Source organism: Exiguobacterium sp. s145 (assembly GCF_018618835.1).
In the GTDB taxonomy this organism is placed as follows: Bacteria; Bacillota; Bacilli; order Exiguobacteriales; family Exiguobacteriaceae; genus Exiguobacterium_A; species Exiguobacterium_A artemiae.
Genome location: NZ_JACSMV010000009.1, coordinates 28,979 through 43,827 on the forward strand (window position 1 = coordinate 28,979; position 14,849 = coordinate 43,827).

The following is a 14,849-nucleotide window of genomic DNA, read 5'->3' on the forward strand; positions in this document are numbered from 1 at the left end:
TGTTTCTTGCGCAAAACTATTTGTCTGATGTTTCTTTCCACAAAAAAAGAGCCTTCCCAAATTGGGAAAGCTCTTTTAAATATTAGACTGACTTTTCTTGTTTACGTGAGTTGATGACGGCTTGAATCTCAGATTTAATGTTATCTGATTTTGGTCCGTAGATGGCTTGAACGTTGTTACCAACTTCAAGTACTCCAGCCGCACCTAATTTTTTCAATTCGTTTTTATCAACTTTTGATTTATCAAGAACTTCAACACGAAGACGTGTGATACATGCGTCAAGGTGTTTGATGTTTGATTCAGAACCGAGTGCATCAAGGATACCAGCTGCGAGTTCAGAACCTTGTGCCATTGATGTCTCTTGTACTTCGTCTTCACGACCTGGTGTTTTCAAGTTGAACTTGCGGATTGCGAAACGGAATCCGACGTAGTAAACAACTGCAAGCACAAGACCGACGACGATGACGAGCCACCATTGCGTGCGTCCTGGAAGGACACCGAAGAGAAGGAAGTCAATCAATCCACCTGAGAATGTCATACCGATTTTAACGTTCAACAGTTGCATTGTCATGAACGAAAGACCTGCGAAGACTGCGTGAACTGCGAACAGGATCGGAGCAACGAACAAGAATGCGAATTCGATTGGCTCTGTGATACCTGTCAAGAAAGCTGTAAGTGCTGCTGATCCAAGAAGACCACCAACGACTGCGCGACGCTCTGGGCGTGCTTCATGGTACATAGCAAGTGCTGCTGCAGGAAGACCGAACATCATGAACGGGAATTTACCAGTCATGAATGTACCAGCTGTCAATGCAACGTTATCTTTTAACTGAGCGAAGAAGATCGCTTGGTCACCGTGAACGACTGTACCGGCTTTGTTCGTGTACGAACCGAACTCGAACCAGAATGGTGCGTAGAAGATATGGTGAAGACCAAATGGAATCAATGAACGTTCAATGAGACCAAAGACGAAAGCTGCAAGTGTCGGGTTTTTCTCCATCATGAAGTGGGAGAATGTGTTCAATCCGTCTTGAGCGAACGGCCAAACGAAAACAAGTACAAGACCTGCGAATAATGAAACAACTGCTGTAACGATTGGAACAAAACGTTTTCCTGCGAAGAATCCGAGGAACTGCGGCAATTCGAGATTATGATACTTCCCGTAGGCCCAGGCTGCGATTAAACCGATGATGATACCACCGAACACACCTGTTTGAAGTGTCGGGATACCGAGTACGTTAGCGTAACCTTGTCCGTTAGCGACCATTTCTGGTGTAACGCCGAGCCAAACGCTCATTGTTTTGTTCATGATCAGGAATCCGACGATGGCTGCAAGTCCGGCTGCGCCGTCCCCTGCTAATCCGATCGCGACACCGACCGCGAATAAGAGTGCTAAGTTACCGAAGATGATGTCCCCGGCTGCTTCCATCAATTTTGCAACCTTGATGATTGCATCATTTTTTAAGAACTCGAGTTTTGACGTCAAGTTCGGATTTTGCATCGCGTTACCGAATCCAAGTAAGATCCCGGCAGCAGGCAAAATCGCAACAGGAAGCATCAACGCTTTACCGACACGTTGAAGAACAGCGAAAATCTGTTTGAACATGTGTGTTTCCTCCTTTTGATGTACGAGCTAAGAATAAGGAATAATACCAATGACAGGTCGAAAAAAGTCAGACATCTGACCGATTTTTACAGAAAAAAATCAGGCACGAGCGGATTGTAGACAAAATACACTTATCCCGTAAAAATAACGGAAATAAATCATCTTGCCCGACATCCCACTCATGCCTGATCGTATCAGTAACACGTAGTCCGTGCGGTCATTTACCTAAATCGTACTGCACTAAGCGTTGCAGATGCATCGTAAGATACGTCGCTTCACCGCGCGGTACCGCTTTCTTCAACTGACGTTCCATGATGGACATCAGCTCCCAAGCAGTATCATAGCACAGCGGATATTCTTCGCGCAATAGCTTTTCTACTTTTTCTGGCGCCTCTAGGTACTCCCCATTGGAAACCCTTTCAATCGCTGAACGCAAGTGCCGAATTAAACGCTTGTAATCCAGTGATTTCCGGTCGATTTTAATCTGTAATCGTTGTTCAATATGACTGGCAATCAATCCGACCAATTGATGATGCCGGTTCACTTCGAGGACATCTTTGAAGTTCGTCGCCGAGTGAATATGAAGGGCGATAAATCCTGTTTCGGCCGGAGGTAAATAAAAGTTCATCTCGGCACTGATGAATTCGACGATTTCTTCAGCGAGCGCATACTCTTCCGGATATAACGCTTCCGTTTCCGCAAGAAACGGATTTGTGACTTCCATTCCCTGTTCGAGCCGCTTGAACGTAAACGTCAAATGGTCCGTCAGTCCGATATGAATGTGCTCATCGACCCGTTTTCCGAATCGCGTTTCGATCATTGAAACGATCTCATTCATCAAAGCGATGAAGTTTTCATCCAGATGTCCGACAAGCGCCTTGTACTGCGCTTGCTCGTCTTTATCTTTTAACGTATACACTTTTTCCAATTTATCAAGATCCGTTAGTTGATCGCCTGGCTTCCGACCGAAGCCAATCCCTTTTGCGAGGATAATGACTTCCTGGTTGGCACCAGTCGAACAAATGACGACATTATTATTTAAGACTTTGATAACGTGGTACATTTGTTTATCCATTCGCTCTCAACCCTATCTGCTCTTACACATTTTTTTAAAGACACTGATTTTATTATAACGTGTTTTCACATACTAAAAAAGCCTACTCACTCAAGTAGACTTTAAAACATTTGGTAACCGCTCTTACGCAGGAAGCGAATTGACATTCCGGCGATGATGATTCCGGCAAGACCGGCAACGAACATCGTGATATCCGCCGTCTGCAGACCCATGATGCGTTCCCCGAGTTTCGGGATTGCTTCACGCGCATTCGTGAAATAATCCAGTGAAGACTGATTATCAATCATCATGATGATGATAATCGGATACAGGACAAGCATGATCCACGTACTGCGTAACAACATGTTTAAGATAAAACCGATACTAAAGAACATGACGAGATATAGAACACTCCCGATCACGGCTTGAATGATATGCATAATGTTCCCCCTTTGAATCTCTTTTAGTATAACCGACAAAAAAGGCAAATGCACGAGTGTACATTTGCCTAAAACGTGAACTTAGAATTTACCTTTTTTGATGGCAAGACCAATCTTTTTAAGCTCAAGGAAATGTTTGTTGTCGATGACTTTTTTCATGAACGATGCGTTACGGCCGTAAATCTTCTTACCGAAGACCATTCCGATTCCATCTTTATGACCAAGTGAAGCGACAGTTCCTTTGTTCTCGTATGTGAATGTCGATGTTTGACGTCCACCGATGAGTGCAGCAATGTTTTCAGCCACTTTATGTGCCTGTTGTGTTGCGATTTGTGCTGTCGGCGGGTATGGGCGGTTTGAAGCCGGATCCATAACAGCTGAACAGTCACCGATCATGAAGACATTTTCATGCCCAGGAACGCGGAGGTCTTCTTGAACGACAACACGGTTACGCATTGCTTCAAAACCAGACGCTGCAACAACAGGGTTACCGCTGACGCCACCAGTCCAGATGATTGTGTTCGCTTCGATTGTTTCTGTTGTATCCCCTTGGAGCGGTCCGAATGTAACGCTGCCCGGTCCACATTCCTTGATGCCGTTACCGAGTTTAAACTCGATGCCTTGGCGCTCAAGCCATTTATGTGCGTAGTTTACGAGATCTGCATCGAATCCTGGAAGAACAGTCGGTGCAGCTTCGATGTTGACGACACGAACGAGTTCGCGCGGGATGTCATATTGTTTGCACAGTTCAGGAATCCGGTTGACGAGCTCACCCATGAACTCGATACCCGTGAACCCAGCGCCACCGACGACGATCGTCAAGAGTGAACGGTTTGTTGAACCTGTCGTTTTGTACTCTGCGAATGAGTAGTCGATGTGCTCTTTGATTTTACGGACACTGTTCAATGAACTGATTGTTAGAGCGTTCTCTTTCAATCCTTTGATTCCGAATGTTTCAGGAACTCCGCCGAGTGCCACGACGACATAATCGTAAGGGACTGTTCCACCGTCGACGAGTTTCACTGTGTTGCTTGCTGTATCGACTTTTTCGACGATTCCTTTTACAAGCTTGACGCGTGAAGGGTTGATGACATCGTTGATATAGATACGCGCTTGTTCAGCAGACATCGTACCTGCTGCTGGTTCATGTAGCCACGTTGTTTGGTAATGGTAATCGTGTTTGTTGATTAATGTGATGTTGGCTTGGTCGACGCCAAGTTTCTTTTGAAGGTTGACTGCTGTGATCAATCCACCGTAGCCGGCTCCAAGAATAACAATGTTTGGTGTGTTCATGTTCTGATACCCCTTACGCATAATAGTTTTGTTGTGATTTTCTTCACATTCAATTGCAGATAAATGCTCAAAAACTTTGTTCAAATAATGTTCACACGTCTATACGTTTATTGAACCATTTTCTATCATAGATTGCAAAGGGAAATTATGCAAACCCAAAAAAATGTGAGATGTCCCGTACTTGCAACATCGAACCCTACTTCCTATATAATAGAGGTATCCAATTTTAGGAGGGACTCAGATGCACCAACCATATGATGTCACGATTATCGGGGGCGGTCCGGTCGGGCTGTTCACCGCGTTTTACTCAGGGATGCGTCAAATGAAGACGAAAGTCATCGAAAGTCTGCCGCAACTCGGCGGACAGCTAGCGACGCTCTACCCTGAAAAATATATATACGATATTGCCGGCTTCCCGAAAGTCAAAGCCCAGGACCTGGTCGATCGGCTGCTGGAACAGGCAAATGAATTTGATCCGACGTATGTGCTCGGCGAAACCGTCCTTGCATACGAACGTCTCGATGATGGACTGATCCGTCTTGTCACGAACAAGGGGGAACATTATACGAAAACCGTCATCCTGACAGCCGGGAACGGTTCATTTGCTGCTCGTCCCCTCGGTGTCGCGGACGCAGAACGATTTGAAGGCAGTAACTTACACTACTTCGTCAACGAGATGGACCGCTTCAAAGATCGCCAGGTCGTCCTGCTCGGCGGTGGTGATTCCGCAGTCGACTGGTCGCTGATGCTCGAGCCAATCGCGAAATCCGTCACACTCGTTCACCGACGCGATAAATTCCGCGCCCATGAGCATACGGTCGAATTGTTGCATAACTCGTCCGTCAATGTCATGACACCTTATACCCTTGAATCCGTCACCGGAGAAGACAGTATCGAGACGCTGACATTCAAACATGCCGAAACGGATGAAGTGATTGTCGTCGGTGCTGATGATGTCGTCTGTAACTTTGGTTTCGTCTCATCACTCGGACCGCTTAAAGAGTGGGAGGTCGAATTCGAACGGAATTCCATCCGTGTCAACTCGAAGATGGAAACTGCGATTCCCGGCGTATTTGCCTGCGGCGACATCGCGACGTATGATGGTCGTGTCAAATTGATCGCGACCGGTTTCGGAGAAGCACCGATTGCCGTTAACCAGGCGAAGTTGCTTGTTGATCCATCAGCCCGCCATCCGCAACACTCAACAAGTCTGTTCGAAAAAGTGAAAAATCATTAAGTGATCACGAACAACAGCGTCCCCTCGATTTCGGAAATCGAAGGGACGCTGTTTTTTGGGCTTATGCGTTGGATACGGGATCGAGTGTAATTCGGTACGTCCACTCACTCAGCTGTTTCCCACCCCGCTCGATGGTTTTTTCGGAAACGAGTCGTCCGCTGAAACGTTCGTAAAAATGACGGGACGGGTTATCTGCCAGCACACTTACCATGCAAGACGAGAAGCCTTTCCGCCTGAGATCTTCCAACACGTGATCAAACAACCGTTTACCGGTTCGTTGCCCCTGATGGCTTTTCAACAGATAGAGCGCGTACAGCTCTCCCTCCGTCGTATCATTTTCCCTATTTGGTCCACCATTCGCAAAACCGACGATTTCGTTTGTCTGATCAAGTGCCACGAAAACCGGACCTTCGGCAAGACTGTTCCGCCAACCCGGTTCCCGCTTCTCCGCAGATAACTGATCGAGATATGCATCCGGAATAATCGTCCGATATGTTTCCCGCCAAGATGCGACATGAATCCGGGAAATCGCAGCAGCGTCTTCCATGTCGGCTCGTCGAATCGTTAAAAATCCGGTATTCATAGTGGAATGATAAATCGCCGGACCCGTGTTCCATCTTCTTTGATGTAAGATTCGATTTCTTGACCACCGTTTGTCAAAATGACACGACCGGATGCGGTGTTATCCGCACTACAGGTGATCAAGACGAAGGCAAGTCCCCGCTTTCGCGCAAATTCAAGCGCTTGCCGTAATCCTTCCGTCGCATACCCCTTATTGCGCGCACTCGGTCGAATGCCATAACCGATATGCCCTCCGACTTGTTGCAATTGATCGTTTAGATCATGCCGGAAATTGACTGCACCGACAATCGTTTCCCCGTCATACAACCAATACGTCGAGTGGGTCACCCAGTTCGTCGGGGCCACCCGTTCCTCTTGTTCCTGTTCTTCCAAAAAATCCTCCAACGGCAGAAACGTTTTACTGACGACACTCGGAACGATGCTTTCACCGGACTCTTGCCACTCTGATACATAATCAAGGTATTCCGGTTCCAAGTGCAGCGATGGTTTAATTAAGGTAATCATTTGTGGTTCCGGACCTCCTCTTCAATCAAACGATCAAGCCAGTCATCAACATGTTGGAAGAGATATCCCGCTTGTTTGGCTGCCGTCGTATCCATATAGAAATCGTGATCCGGTGCAAGCGGTGACGGCTCTTCGCCTGTCGTCTCAAACCGTGATGTCGTTCCTGCCACGTGATCAATCTTATCCATTAAGTCCTGAATCGATAATACGCCGTCACTCGCGGCATTAATCGGTCCTGTCATCGTCGAACGGCCGCACCACTCGAGGAAAGCTGCCGCTTCGTAACTCGAGATATATCCCATCTTCGCATACAGATTTTCAGCGATGACCGGTTGATCGGCTAGTGCCCGTTTGACATGAAAGATCAGCCGTTCCGTGTAATCATCCGGTCCGAGGACAACCGGGAAACGGACGGCAATGACCGGGAAAGTCGCACGTTGGAAGAAATAACTTTCCGCCTGACGTTTTCCTTCGCCGTAATCATGTTCTTTTTCAAGATCATATTTCCCGGGAAACGGATTATAGGACCGCTCGGAAATGTTTGTCCCGCCCTGCTCATAGACCGACATCGTCGACGTCAGAATGTAACGCCCGACTTTTCCTTCGAAGGCATCGACCGCAAGCTTCGCCTGATACGGATTAAAACAGATATTGTCATAGATGATATCCCAGTTTTGACTTCCAAGATCCTTCATCGTACTGCTTGATGTCCGGTCCCCTTTAAAAAATGTCAAGCCCTTCGCGACCGGCGGCGTATGTTCCCCACGCGTGACAATCGTCACATCGTCCCCCGATTCCACGAGCCGTAATGCCAACCGTCGACCAAAGTAGCGTGTTCCACCGAAAATCAGTACCTTTCGCATCGATAGTCCTCCCTCATCATAGCGTGCTAACGTTCCTGTTTAGTCCTTCTCCATCTCCATTGAAAAGTCCTGTCAATCGCTCGTGAAAACAAAAAAATCGCAGACGGCAATCGTCTGCGATACAAGTCATTTCATTAACAGCCGCCCGGTGTGCCGGCATTCGTCGCCGTTCGGAACGACGTCCCGCAACCGCATGTCGCGATTGCATTTGGATTCGTAATCGTGAATCCGCCTCCGAGCATGGATTGTTTATAATCTACTTCCAGTCCTTTAACGACCGGATAATCTTTTTGATCAACGATGACTTTGACTCCGTGTTGCTCAAAGGTCAAGTCCGTCTCTTTTTCACTGTCAAACCCCATGCCGTAGGAGAGACCACTGCATCCGCCGCCTTGGACGAGCATGCGCAGATTTTGTTCATCGTCCGGCGCCTGCAACATCATTTCTTTGACTTGCAGTGCGGCCGCTTCTGTTAAATGAATCATGTCATCACCTTCCCTTTTTTATTAGTATACGCAATTTTAAGGGGAATCGAAACCTAGTTGCTTGAAACAATCTTGAATTCGTTGTATAAATAAGTTGTATTAAAAAAAATTAAATCGTTCCATCTTCAGGGCAGGGTGAAATTCCCGACCGGCGGTAAACAGGCGATTCGCCTGAAGCCCGCGAGCGAATAGGGCGCTATTTGCTGATTCTGTGTAACTCAGGAGCCGACAGTATAGTCTGGATGGGAGAAGATGGCGGCATGTTTCTTTCTTGAACCGATTTTGCAAAAATCGGTCAGGCTTAGTTTACTGCGGACTTCTCCCCCATCGAACACTTCGATGGGGGTTTATTTTGAACGCAGACATGCCAATACTTCATCGAGAGGAACGAGCAAAAGGAGATTATACTCGTATGAAACGCACACAAAAAATGGTCACATTATCGATGTTAGGTTCAATTTCATTTGTTCTTATGCTACTGAATTTCCCGCTTCCGTTTTTACCGAACTATTTGAAGATCGACTTCAGTGATGTTCCTGCTTTGATCGCCGCAATCATGTTCTCACCTGTTGCCGGCGTCATCGTCGAAGCACTCAAAAACGTCCTGTACTACATCTTCCGTGGAAGTGGTGTTCCGGTCGGTGAGCTTGCCAACTTCGCAGCTGGCGTTGCCTTCATTCTTCCGGTCAGTTGGTTCTATCATAAAAAGAAATCGACAAAAGGTCTCGCAACCGGTCTTGTCGCAGGTACGATCACGATGGCACTCGGTCTTGCCATCCTCAACTATATCTTGATTCTTCCAGCGTACGCTTGGTTCTTCGGTATGGACTACATGCTTGACCCTGCCGTCAAGTGGACGACGATTACAGCCGGTATCTTACCGTTTAACATCATCAAGGCGATGTTCATCTCAGCACTCTTCATCCCGCTGTTCCTGAAACTAAAACCTTGGATGACACGTCGTCAACAAACTGTCTAAGTCCGAAGCCGCGCCCGCTGACAGACACAAATCCCCGGTCTCTTGTGAGACACGGGGATTTTTTTAGAGCTCGTTTTCTTCGATTTTCTGATAAATCTTTTCAAGCAGTTCTTCCGGTGTCTCCCCGACAACGGTTTCTCCATCGACGAGACAAAAATGGTCAAGCGAACAAATCCCGCAATAACCGAGGCAACCATATTCGACGACATCGACATTCGGGTCCCGTTCGAGCTGTTGCATGACGACCTGAGTCCCTGTCGCTAAGTTACTGATACAAAATTCAATAATCGGATTCACTTTTTTTCCTCCTTCAGGCAGGAATTATCTTTCCTCATGTCGTATTATACAAGGTCAGACTGATTTAGGGGAACTAAGGGGGATTTTAAGTTATGAAGCAACTGGTTGTTTTAGGTGGCGGATATGGTGGCATGCGGATTTGTGAACGATTCAAGGATGAAGATGTCGCTGTGACGCTCGTCGATCGTTTACCGTACCACGCGTTAAAAACAGAGTACTATGCACTTGCTGCCGGAACATTGTCGGACCGGGATGTCCGGATCGCGTTTCCGGAAGGGGAACATCTCTCATATAAGTATGGACATGTCGTAAAGATTTCACCAGAGACGAACTCCGTTCATCTGCAAGACGGAACGGAATTGTTTTATGATGATTTGATCATCGCCTTAGGTTGTGAAGATAAATACCATAACATACCGGGGGCACAAGAGTTTACTTACAGCATCCAGACACTCGAAGAGTCACGGAAAACACAACAGGCGATTTGCGGACTTTCACCCGGTGCGATCGTTTCCATCGTCGGAGCCGGATTATCCGGAGTCGAGCTCGCGAGTGAACTGCACGAAAGCCGGAAAGATTTGAAAATTCGCCTATTCGACCGGGGACCGTCCGTTCTGTCCTTCCTCTCGGATAAAGTGTCGACCTACGTCCAGGAATGGTTCGAGGAGCATGACGTCGAAGTCATCAATAACTCGAACGTCACCTTCGTCACGGCGGATGATGTTCAAAACGGGGATGACGCCTATCCATCGAACTTAACGATTTGGACAGCGGGTACGCAACCGGTTAAAGTCGTCCGTGATCTTGGTTTTGAAGCTGACAGCGGCGGACGGATCAAGCTGACGGAACACCACCATGTGCCGGAACATGAAAATGTGTTCGTCATCGGGGATTGTGCCAGTCTCCCGTATGCGCCAAGCGGTCAGCTTGCGGAGCATCAAGCGGATCAGGTCGTCGATGTCCTGCAGGCAAAATGGGCCGGCAAGAAATTACCGAAACTGCCGGAAATCAAATTGCGCGGTATGCTCGGATCACTCGGAAAGTCAGACGGCTTCGGCATCGTCATGGGGAAACAGGCGTTGACAGGGAAAGTTCCACGCCTTCTGAAATCCGGTGTGCTCTGGAAACATAAAAAGATTAAATAAGAAAAACGGCGCCGGTCATTCCGGGGCCGTTTTTTCAAGTCTTCTGTCAATTGCCTGCGTAATTTTTTTCAACTGGACGTATCCTTCATCGACCATCTCACCGTCAAGCAGGACAAGCGGATAAAAATAAACATCGTCCTGAAGAGCCGTAATCCATTCATCCTCGACCGGTGCCGCTTCGAAATCCACATATTCAAAAGTCAATGCCGTCTCGTACTTCCGTCCAAGAACGGCTTGCAGCCAGCTGTAGGTCTCTTCTGAACTCGGTGCCCCGACGCAACTCGGACACGTCTGTGCCGCCCCATATACCTTGATTTCCATCTGTGGTCCCCCCTATTTGTTACACTTCTTTTTTAGTATACAAGTTTTCCAGATTGAGAACATTTTTCAACCCTGTTACAATGATTCTATAAGAAAGGATGTGTTTACGCATGGAAATGTTTGATCAAGTAAACGAAGTACTCGAAAAATTGCGTCCGTTCCTTCTTCGTGACGGAGGAGACGTTGAACTCGTAGATGTAGAAGATGGTATCGTCAAACTCCGTTTGATGGGAGCTTGCGGCAGCTGCCCAAGTTCAACAATCACACTGAAAGCTGGTATCGAACGTGCCCTGCTTGAAGAAGTAGCCGGCGTCGTTGAAGTCGAACAAGTTTTCTAATGAAGTAAAATCCCCACTGACATCCGTCAATGGGGATTTTTTTGTTTAAAGAATCCATTCTGCCAACGTATCGACCATGTAGGTCGGTTGGGCATCCTGTCCTTGAATGAAGACCGGTGTATGAACGCCGGAGTTGACATGCATCGTCCGGATACCGCCGTTGACCCCGAATAAAATGTCGGTATGGTAATTATCTCCGACCATGATGAGATCTTCTTTCGCAAGACCGATCATCTCAGCCGCAATATTGACCATGACCGGTTCCGGTTTCCCGATATAAAACGGTTCTTTTTCCGTCGTCACGCGTAACACCGATGTCAACGCCCCGTTCCCCGGTAAGAAGCCGCGCTCTGTCGGAATCGCGATATCTCCATTCGTCGAGATAAAACGGGCGCCGGCCCGAATCGCGAGGGCTCCGATCGCTAACTTCTCATACGTGATCTGACGGTCAAGACCAATCACGACATAATCGGCATGCTCATCCGCAACGACTTGTAAGCCTTGACGCTCAAGAGCATCAACCAATCCGCCTTCTCCGATGGCATAGACTTTCGCACCCGGATCGAGTTCTGCGATGTAGCGACCTGTCGCCATCGCACTGGTTAAGACATGTTCCGCATTCGAGTGAACACCCATGCCGCGTAATTTCTCAGCGACGGCTTCTGCCGTCATCGAAGCATTATTCGTAACGAACAGATACGGTACATCTTCTTCCTGCAACCGGTTGACGAAATCAACCGCTTCTTTGACGGGTTCTGTCCCGTTATACATCGTACCGTCTAAATCAAATAAATAGCCTTTTGCCTTCATGCTGACTCACTCCTCATTTGGTAAAAATGCCGAAACGGGTCCGAGTTCTGTCTCTAGATAATGTCGGACCGCGTCCGGGAAACGACGTAATTGTGTTTCTTCCTCAAACAAAACGTTGCGGATTTCCGCTGTACTTGATGTCGTAAATTCACGGACGATTTGTGTCCGGAGGGCCACGATGCGCTTCAAACTCGTCGCAAGTGACGCGTCGATGACCCGCTCATCTTCTAAAATCATGACGATATCTTCATAACTTCCCGGATCACGCATGATGAAACCATCAATCATACTGTTTCCGATGTCGATGATGCTTTCAATCACTAAAAATCCAATCCGTTCCCACGCCAGTGAAACCGTCAAAGCATCCCCCGTTAACTCTTTACTTTGACGCAATGCCGTTTCCAAACAAACCACGGTTTGTTCAATCTTTTCACGATTCACAAAATACATCTTCCATTCCCCCTCACACCCTTCATTTTAGCTCTATCGGCGAAACATGAAAAGCAGAAAGGCTGTTTGCATCACATTGCGCAATGTGTTATCCTCAATTTAGATTTTTACGAAAATAGTATGTCACATTAGGTGACTTGGAGGTTATTCATAGATGGAACGCGAATTAGCACTAGAAATCGTCCGAGCAACAGAAGCAGCTGCACTGGCATCCGCCAAATGGATTGGCCGGGGGAAGAAAAACGAAGCCGATGATGCGGCAACAACAGCCATGCGCGAAGTCTTGAACACCGTCAACATGGCAGGAACGGTCGTCATCGGTGAAGGGGAACTCGACGAAGCACCGATGTTATTCATCGGCGAAAAAGTTGGTACGACAAGCGGTCCTATCGTCGATATCGCCGTCGATCCGCTCGAAGGAACGAACATCGTGGCAAAAGGTCTCGGTAACGCCATGGTCGTCATCGCGGTCGCTGACCAGGGAGCATTGTTACACGCACCGGATATGTATATGGATAAACTGACAGTCGGACCAAACTTAAAAGGACATGTCTCACTTGACGATCCGCTTGAAGTCATCATTCAAAAAGCAGCAGAACTAAATCAGAAAAGGATTGAAGATGTCACGGTCATCATGCAGGATCGTCCGCGCCATGATCACTTCCGGGAAGCGGCAATGCGTGTCGGCGCACGTGTCCGTCTGTTTGAAGACGGCGATGTATCAGCCGGAATCGCTCCGCTCTCACCATCAACGGGCATCGATATCTTCATTGGAACCGGTGGGGCACCGGAAGGCGTCATCACAGCAGCTGCCGTCAAAGCAATGGGCGGCGATATGCAGGCACGTCTGCACCCGATGAACGAGGAAGAAACAGCACGCGTCATCCGGATGGGGCTTGCGGATCCGTTGCAATTGTTGACGCTTGATGATCTGATCAAAAGTGACGACTGCATCTTCGCAGCAACAGGCGTGACGACAGGTGAAATGCTCGACGGCGTCCGCTTCTTGACGGATGATATCGTCGAGACGACATCACTCGTCATGCGTTCAAAAACACGGACGATCCGGAAAGTCATCGCCGAACACAGCCTGTCACGTAAACCGTACTTGCAAAAGGTTCCTCAAACCCTTTAATCTAAGCAGAGATGAAGGAAATGAGGGAACTGACAGATGATGCAAGAACGTGATTTTTTATATGATGACGTCGAACAGACAAAAACCCGATTCGTTTGCTGGATTGGTGAGACGAGCCGGTTTGATTTAGCGATCACCCATTCCGAACATTTTTTCGGAAAGATTTTAGTGTTGAATCTCTTATCCAACCGGTTTGCCATCATCGGTCCGGATGACTTTGATGAACCCGGCTATATCGCTCATGCCTTTGATCTTGAGGATGAAGCGGCGGATGAACTTGAAGGATACTTACGCGACTATATCGGATTATAAGCAGAAAAAACAGCCAATTCCCGAAGGGAGTTGGCTGTTTTACTGTTACAGTAACCGGTCGTTACGCTCGTTGAGTGTGTTGGGACCGCTGAAGACATTCGTATTGTCGGATTCATCATGGGCTTTACGTTCCGAATGTTGATCCGCTTCATCGCCGACGAGTAAGACGAATTGTCCCTCTTCCGCTGCTTTATTGGCACGGTTGACATCATCTTTCGTTAATCCACTCGCTTCGAGGACATCGCTGTGTGAAGAAGGTCCGTTGCTGTCTTTTTTAAAGATTCCTTTGATCTCCTGCCACAGATTCATATGTTCTTCCTGCGACAGACGTGTTGATGTTTGATGATTGTTCAAATCGGCCAATTCCTCGATCTGTTCCAGATCATATCGATCATGGGCAACGACTTTCAAATCTGTTGATACAACACCTGCGACACGTAAATCATGAACAGCACTGACAACTTCTGGTACAGACTTGTAAATCCCGACGATTCTCATGGATAGTTCCCCCTATAGGTGCGTGATACTATACTATTAGCCGAAATCACCCAATCAGAAACGTCTTTTCAGATGTCATTTTGATTACTGTTCTTCTTTCATCTCTTCTTTCGCTGCCGAAAACTTCCGTTTCAGTTTTAACGTATTCGCCGAAGATCCGTCGAAGCGAGGTGGTGCTTCTTCTCCTTCTACGAATTCCATCCGTTTGACGATAAAATAGGCACAGCCGAAATTGCAATACTCGTACAAATAATCCGCCACGTGGGAGATTTTTGTATCGAAGGTTGCTTTTTCGTGATTGTCCTCATAAAAACCGCGGAGCCGCAACTGTCCGTGCCCCCAGTCTCCGACGATATAATCATATTTCTCGAGAACATCACTGAAACGTCCGATGAATGCTTCTTCGTTGAATCCTTCTCTTTTTTCTTCCACGATTTCATATCTTTCACGATTGACTTGTATCATTTTTCCACCCCCTGCTTCCTTTATCTTACCATAAT

At 47.4% G+C, this 14,849-nt stretch carries 20 protein-coding genes and 1 riboswitch; of the genes, 6 read left to right on the forward strand and 14 right to left on the reverse strand.

The window, feature by feature from the left end; translation table 11 throughout:
- Nucleotides 1-82: 82 nt before the first annotated feature.
- The 4 genes from ptsG to KNQ07_RS08810 all read right to left on the reverse strand — a co-directional run bounded on the left by ptsG (nucleotide 83) and on the right by KNQ07_RS08810 (nucleotide 4,393).
- Nucleotides 83-1,606 (reverse strand): glucose-specific PTS transporter subunit IIBC, encoded by a 1,524-nt coding sequence (gene ptsG / locus KNQ07_RS08795; protein ID WP_214766145.1) that lies wholly within the window; start codon nucleotides 1,604-1,606, stop codon nucleotides 83-85.
- A gap of 217 nt (nucleotides 1,607-1,823) precedes the next feature.
- The gene (gene glcT / locus KNQ07_RS08800) at nucleotides 1,824-2,681 is read right to left on the reverse strand and encodes a glucose PTS transporter transcription antiterminator GlcT (protein ID WP_012371178.1); all 858 of its coding nucleotides are present in this window, start codon (nucleotides 2,679-2,681) and stop codon (nucleotides 1,824-1,826) included.
- A gap of 101 nt (nucleotides 2,682-2,782) precedes the next feature.
- Nucleotides 2,783-3,100 (reverse strand): YuiB family protein, encoded by a 318-nt coding sequence (locus KNQ07_RS08805; protein WP_214766147.1) that lies wholly within the window; start codon nucleotides 3,098-3,100, stop codon nucleotides 2,783-2,785.
- A gap of 81 nt (nucleotides 3,101-3,181) precedes the next feature.
- Nucleotides 3,182-4,393, reverse strand: coding sequence for an NAD(P)/FAD-dependent oxidoreductase (locus tag KNQ07_RS08810; RefSeq protein ID WP_012371180.1), 1,212 nt, complete (start codon nucleotides 4,391-4,393; stop codon nucleotides 3,182-3,184).
- A gap of 241 nt (nucleotides 4,394-4,634) precedes the next feature.
- On the opposite strand from KNQ07_RS08810, the gene KNQ07_RS08815 reads away from it, so the two are divergent.
- Complete coding sequence (locus KNQ07_RS08815) at nucleotides 4,635-5,630, forward strand: NAD(P)/FAD-dependent oxidoreductase (RefSeq protein ID WP_012371181.1); 996 nt, start codon at nucleotides 4,635-4,637, stop codon at nucleotides 5,628-5,630.
- 61 nt (nucleotides 5,631-5,691) lie between these two features.
- Here the strand turns inward: KNQ07_RS08815 and KNQ07_RS08820 are convergent, their stop codons facing one another.
- From KNQ07_RS08820 to KNQ07_RS08835, 4 genes are all read right to left on the reverse strand, one after another.
- Nucleotides 5,692-6,213, reverse strand: coding sequence for a GNAT family N-acetyltransferase (locus tag KNQ07_RS08820; protein WP_214766149.1), 522 nt, complete (start codon nucleotides 6,211-6,213; stop codon nucleotides 5,692-5,694).
- Nucleotides 6,210-6,716, reverse strand: coding sequence for a GNAT family N-acetyltransferase (locus KNQ07_RS08825; RefSeq protein ID WP_012371183.1), 507 nt, complete (start codon nucleotides 6,714-6,716; stop codon nucleotides 6,210-6,212). The genes KNQ07_RS08820 and KNQ07_RS08825 overlap by 4 nt, the downstream gene beginning before the upstream one ends.
- Nucleotides 6,713-7,579: an NAD-dependent epimerase/dehydratase family protein gene (locus KNQ07_RS08830; RefSeq protein ID WP_214766151.1), complete on the reverse strand. Its 867-nt coding sequence runs from the start codon at nucleotides 7,577-7,579 to the stop codon at nucleotides 6,713-6,715. The genes KNQ07_RS08825 and KNQ07_RS08830 overlap by 4 nt, the downstream gene beginning before the upstream one ends.
- Nucleotides 7,580-7,713: 134 nt before the next feature.
- Entirely contained in the window at nucleotides 7,714-8,064 is a 351-nt protein-coding gene (locus KNQ07_RS08835; protein WP_012371185.1) for a HesB/IscA family protein, read from the reverse strand.
- A gap of 117 nt (nucleotides 8,065-8,181) precedes the next feature.
- A riboswitch (FMN riboswitch) is annotated at nucleotides 8,182-8,322 on the forward strand.
- 154 nt (nucleotides 8,323-8,476) lie between these two features.
- Between KNQ07_RS08835 and KNQ07_RS08840 the strand changes: the two genes are divergently transcribed.
- Nucleotides 8,477-9,043 carry an ECF transporter S component gene (locus KNQ07_RS08840; protein ID WP_131502143.1) on the forward strand — a complete coding sequence of 189 codons (567 nt, stop codon included), beginning with the start codon at nucleotides 8,477-8,479 and terminating at the stop codon, nucleotides 9,041-9,043.
- Nucleotides 9,044-9,106: 63 nt separating this feature from the next.
- On the opposite strand, the gene KNQ07_RS08845 is transcribed toward KNQ07_RS08840, so the two are convergent.
- Nucleotides 9,107-9,340 (reverse strand): YuzB family protein, encoded by a 234-nt coding sequence (locus KNQ07_RS08845; protein ID WP_012371187.1) that lies wholly within the window; start codon nucleotides 9,338-9,340, stop codon nucleotides 9,107-9,109.
- 92 nt (nucleotides 9,341-9,432) lie between these two features.
- On the opposite strand from KNQ07_RS08845, the gene KNQ07_RS08850 reads away from it, so the two are divergent.
- On the forward strand, nucleotides 9,433-10,485 hold the full coding sequence (locus tag KNQ07_RS08850; RefSeq protein WP_012371188.1) for an NAD(P)/FAD-dependent oxidoreductase: 1,053 nt from the start codon (nucleotides 9,433-9,435) through the stop codon (nucleotides 10,483-10,485).
- A 15-nt stretch (nucleotides 10,486-10,500) separates the two neighbouring features.
- Here the strand turns inward: KNQ07_RS08850 and KNQ07_RS08855 are convergent, their stop codons facing one another.
- Nucleotides 10,501-10,806: a DUF1462 family protein gene (locus tag KNQ07_RS08855; protein ID WP_012371189.1), complete on the reverse strand. Its 306-nt coding sequence runs from the start codon at nucleotides 10,804-10,806 to the stop codon at nucleotides 10,501-10,503.
- 110 nt (nucleotides 10,807-10,916) lie between these two features.
- Between KNQ07_RS08855 and KNQ07_RS08860 the strand changes: the two genes are divergently transcribed.
- A complete protein-coding gene (locus tag KNQ07_RS08860) occupies nucleotides 10,917-11,144 on the forward strand; it encodes a NifU family protein (RefSeq protein WP_012371190.1) in 228 nt (75 codons plus the stop codon).
- A 45-nt stretch (nucleotides 11,145-11,189) separates the two neighbouring features.
- Here KNQ07_RS08860 and KNQ07_RS08865 read toward each other — a convergent pair whose 3' ends face one another.
- On the reverse strand, nucleotides 11,190-11,954 hold the full coding sequence (locus tag KNQ07_RS08865; protein WP_214766153.1) for a TIGR01457 family HAD-type hydrolase: 765 nt from the start codon (nucleotides 11,952-11,954) through the stop codon (nucleotides 11,190-11,192).
- A 6-nt stretch (nucleotides 11,955-11,960) separates the two neighbouring features.
- Entirely contained in the window at nucleotides 11,961-12,404 is a 444-nt protein-coding gene (locus KNQ07_RS08870; protein ID WP_012371192.1) for a DUF86 domain-containing protein, read from the reverse strand.
- A 154-nt stretch (nucleotides 12,405-12,558) separates the two neighbouring features.
- On the opposite strand from KNQ07_RS08870, the gene glpX reads away from it, so the two are divergent.
- Nucleotides 12,559-13,539 carry a class II fructose-bisphosphatase gene (gene glpX, locus KNQ07_RS08875; protein WP_012371193.1) on the forward strand — a complete coding sequence of 327 codons (981 nt, stop codon included), beginning with the start codon at nucleotides 12,559-12,561 and terminating at the stop codon, nucleotides 13,537-13,539.
- 36 nt (nucleotides 13,540-13,575) lie between these two features.
- Nucleotides 13,576-13,851: a DUF3055 domain-containing protein gene (locus KNQ07_RS08880; protein ID WP_114595168.1), complete on the forward strand. Its 276-nt coding sequence runs from the start codon at nucleotides 13,576-13,578 to the stop codon at nucleotides 13,849-13,851.
- A 45-nt stretch (nucleotides 13,852-13,896) separates the two neighbouring features.
- Here the strand turns inward: KNQ07_RS08880 and KNQ07_RS08885 are convergent, their stop codons facing one another.
- Together KNQ07_RS08885 and KNQ07_RS08890 are read right to left on the reverse strand one after the other, a co-directional pair.
- Nucleotides 13,897-14,349, reverse strand: a complete 453-nt coding sequence (locus KNQ07_RS08885; RefSeq protein WP_214766155.1) for a general stress protein — start codon at nucleotides 14,347-14,349, stop codon at nucleotides 13,897-13,899.
- Nucleotides 14,350-14,433: 84 nt separating this feature from the next.
- Nucleotides 14,434-14,814: a YutD family protein gene (locus tag KNQ07_RS08890; RefSeq protein ID WP_214766157.1), complete on the reverse strand. Its 381-nt coding sequence runs from the start codon at nucleotides 14,812-14,814 to the stop codon at nucleotides 14,434-14,436.
- Between the last annotated feature and the right edge of the window lie 35 nt (nucleotides 14,815-14,849).

Bases quoted from the DNA above. Each gene is read 5' to 3' on its own strand.
- KNQ07_RS08890 (WP_214766157.1), bottom strand. From the start codon at position 14,814: ATGATACAAGTCAATCGTGAAAGATATGAAATCGTGGAAGAAAAAAGA.
- KNQ07_RS08830 (WP_214766151.1), bottom strand. From the start codon at position 7,579: ATGCGAAAGGTACTGATTTTCGGTGGAACACGCTACTTTGGTCGACGG.
- KNQ07_RS08865 (WP_214766153.1), bottom strand. From the start codon at position 11,954: ATGAAGGCAAAAGGCTATTTATTTGATTTAGACGGTACGATGTATAAC.
- KNQ07_RS08815 (WP_012371181.1), top strand. From the start codon at position 4,635: ATGCACCAACCATATGATGTCACGATTATCGGGGGCGGTCCGGTCGGG.
- KNQ07_RS08805 (WP_214766147.1), bottom strand. From the start codon at position 3,100: ATGCATATCATTCAAGCCGTGATCGGGAGTGTTCTATATCTCGTCATG.
- KNQ07_RS08810 (WP_012371180.1), bottom strand. From the start codon at position 4,393: ATGAACACACCAAACATTGTTATTCTTGGAGCCGGCTACGGTGGATTG.
- KNQ07_RS08885 (WP_214766155.1), bottom strand. From the start codon at position 14,349: ATGAGAATCGTCGGGATTTACAAGTCTGTACCAGAAGTTGTCAGTGCT.
- ptsG (WP_214766145.1), bottom strand. From the start codon at position 1,606: ATGTTCAAACAGATTTTCGCTGTTCTTCAACGTGTCGGTAAAGCGTTG.
- KNQ07_RS08840 (WP_131502143.1), top strand. From the start codon at position 8,477: ATGAAACGCACACAAAAAATGGTCACATTATCGATGTTAGGTTCAATT.
- KNQ07_RS08850 (WP_012371188.1), top strand. From the start codon at position 9,433: ATGAAGCAACTGGTTGTTTTAGGTGGCGGATATGGTGGCATGCGGATT.
- KNQ07_RS08855 (WP_012371189.1), bottom strand. From the start codon at position 10,806: ATGGAAATCAAGGTATATGGGGCGGCACAGACGTGTCCGAGTTGCGTC.
- KNQ07_RS08835 (WP_012371185.1), bottom strand. From the start codon at position 8,064: ATGATTCATTTAACAGAAGCGGCCGCACTGCAAGTCAAAGAAATGATG.
- glcT (WP_012371178.1), bottom strand. From the start codon at position 2,681: ATGGATAAACAAATGTACCACGTTATCAAAGTCTTAAATAATAATGTC.
- KNQ07_RS08860 (WP_012371190.1), top strand. From the start codon at position 10,917: ATGGAAATGTTTGATCAAGTAAACGAAGTACTCGAAAAATTGCGTCCG.
- KNQ07_RS08870 (WP_012371192.1), bottom strand. From the start codon at position 12,404: ATGTATTTTGTGAATCGTGAAAAGATTGAACAAACCGTGGTTTGTTTG.
- KNQ07_RS08880 (WP_114595168.1), top strand. From the start codon at position 13,576: ATGATGCAAGAACGTGATTTTTTATATGATGACGTCGAACAGACAAAA.
- KNQ07_RS08820 (WP_214766149.1), bottom strand. From the start codon at position 6,213: ATGAATACCGGATTTTTAACGATTCGACGAGCCGACATGGAAGACGCT.
- glpX (WP_012371193.1), top strand. From the start codon at position 12,559: ATGGAACGCGAATTAGCACTAGAAATCGTCCGAGCAACAGAAGCAGCT.
- KNQ07_RS08825 (WP_012371183.1), bottom strand. From the start codon at position 6,716: ATGATTACCTTAATTAAACCATCGCTGCACTTGGAACCGGAATACCTT.